Origin of the sequence: Bradyrhizobium sp. STM 3809, from assembly GCF_000239795.1 — a bacterium.
Taxonomy (GTDB): domain Bacteria; phylum Pseudomonadota; class Alphaproteobacteria; order Rhizobiales; family Xanthobacteraceae; genus Bradyrhizobium.
Window position 1 is genome coordinate 1 of the sequence record NZ_CAFJ01000221.1, and the last position, 2182, is coordinate 2182.

Annotated in this window: 2 protein-coding genes; both read right to left on the reverse strand. The window is 63.2% G+C overall.

All coding sequences use genetic code 11. The features are described from left to right. Positions 1–623, reverse strand: a 623-nt coding sequence (locus tag BRAS3809_RS12020; protein WP_035656159.1) for an LON peptidase substrate-binding domain-containing protein, incomplete at its 3' end; no start/stop codon positions are given. A gap of 328 nt (positions 624–951) precedes the next feature. Further along, a partial coding sequence (gene clpX, locus BRAS3809_RS12025; protein ID WP_035656162.1) for an ATP-dependent Clp protease ATP-binding subunit ClpX occupies positions 952–2182 on the reverse strand: 1231 nt, incomplete at its 5' end.

Genomic DNA, 2182 nt, shown 5'->3' on the forward strand with positions numbered 1-2182 from the left:
TCCATCAGGCCCAGCACCTTTTCCAGGCGCGTGGTGACGGACAGCGTCTCCAGGATGCCCTGGCGATCGGCGATCTTGACGGCGAGATGCGAGGCGACGGTGTCGGCCAGCTTGCCGAAATCGGTGATCGACTGAACGACGCCGACGACCTCGGCCGAGATCTTCTTGTTCAGCTTCACATAGCTCTCGAAGTCCGACACGACGGATCGGCCCAGCGCTTCCGCCTCGACCGACTTCGCGTCGGTGTCGGCCAGCGCGACGGCAGTGGCTTCGTAGTAGTCGGCACGATCGGTGTACTTCTCGACGCGCGCGCGCTCCAGGCCCTCGACCAGCACCTTCACGGTGCCGTCGGGCAGCTTCAGGAGCTGCAGCACGCTGGCGAGCGTCCCGGTCTCGTAGATCGCATCCGGCGCTGGGTCATCATCGGACGCGTTCTTCTGCGTCGCCAGCATCACCAGCGCGTCGTTCTTCATCACCTCTTCGAGGGCGCGGATGGACTTCTCGCGGCCGACGAACAGCGGGACGATGTTGTGCGGGAAGACGACGATGTCGCGGAGCGGCAGCACCGGATAGGCGTGGCTCTCGCCGTAGACGATGGTCGGCCGGGGTTTGGGGGTCGTCATGGCCTGTTCCTTTTGTTTAGCCCCCTTGCACGCAGTCCGCCATCGTGCGCAACCGCCACAAGGTGCGATCTGATCCGGACTTCACTGACGCGTCGATATCGCCCGCTTGTTTCGGATCGTTTGGTGAGGCGAATCCCGGGATTGAGATTTGTATCGCCACGCGACATTAGGTGGCTATCGACCCGGGGGGTGTCAAGTATCGGTAAACGCCCGCCAAATACGGCTTTACGCAGCGGGATACTTAAACACTGCGTCGCCGCGGACGTGGCGTCCGCAGCGATCGCTGGACTGATAAATCGAGGTCGTCTGTCGATCGTGCCAGCGCGGATCACGCGCTGGCGCTGCTTTCCACCGCGCGATCGGAGCGATCGGCATAGATATAGAGCGGACGGGCCGTGCCTTCGACCACCTCGCGCGAGATGACCACTTCCTCGACGCCCTCGAGACCCGGCAGGTCGAACATGGTCTCGAGCAGGATGCTCTCGAGGATCGACCGCAGACCACGGGCGCCGGTCTTGCGCTCGATGGCCTTGCGCGACACCGCGCCCAGCGCCTCGTCGGCGAAGGTCAGCTCGATGTTCTCCATCTCGAACAGCCGCTGATACTGCTTCACCAGCGCGTTCTTCGGCTCGGTCAGGATCTTCTTCAGCGAGTTCTCGTCGAGATCCTCGAGCGTCGCCACGACCGGCAGACGGCCGACGAACTCGGGGATCAGGCCGTACTTCAGCAGATCCTCGGGCTCGACGTGACGGAAGATCTCGCCGGTGCGGCGGTCTTCCGGCGCCAGCACCTGGGCGGCGAAGCCGATCGAGGTCGACCGGCCGCGCGCCGAGATGATCTTCTCGAGGCCGGAGAACGCACCACCGCAGATGAACAGGATGTTCGTGGTGTCGACCTGCAGGAACTCCTGCTGCGGATGCTTGCGGCCGCCCTGCGGCGGAACGGAAGCGACCGTGCCTTCCATGATCTTGAGCAGCGCCTGCTGCACGCCCTCGCCCGACACGTCGCGGGTGATCGACGGATTGTCGGACTTGCGACTGATCTTGTCGATCTCGTCGATGTAGACAATGCCACGCTGGGCGCGCTCGACATTGTAGTCGGCGGCCTGCAGCAGCTTCAGGATGATGTTCTCGACGTCCTCACCGACATAGCCGGCCTCGGTCAGGGTCGTCGCGTCCGCCATCGTGAACGGCACGTCCAGGATGCGGGCGAGCGTCTGCGCGAGCAGCGTCTTGCCCGAGCCGGTCGGACCGATCAGCAGGATGTTCGACTTCGCGAGCTCGACGTCGGAGTGCTTGGTCTGATGGTTCAGGCGCTTGTAGTGGTTGTGAACGGCGACCGACAGCACCTTCTTCGCATGATTCTGACCGATCACGTAATCGTCGAGAACCTTGCAGATTTCCTTCGGGGTCGGAATGCCGTCGCGCGACTTGACCAGCGAGGACTTGTTCTCCTCGCGGATGATGTCCATGCAGAGTTCGACGCACTCGTCGCAGATGAAGACGGTTGGACCTGCGATCAGTTTGCGGACTTCGTGCTGGCTCTTGCCGCAGAACGAG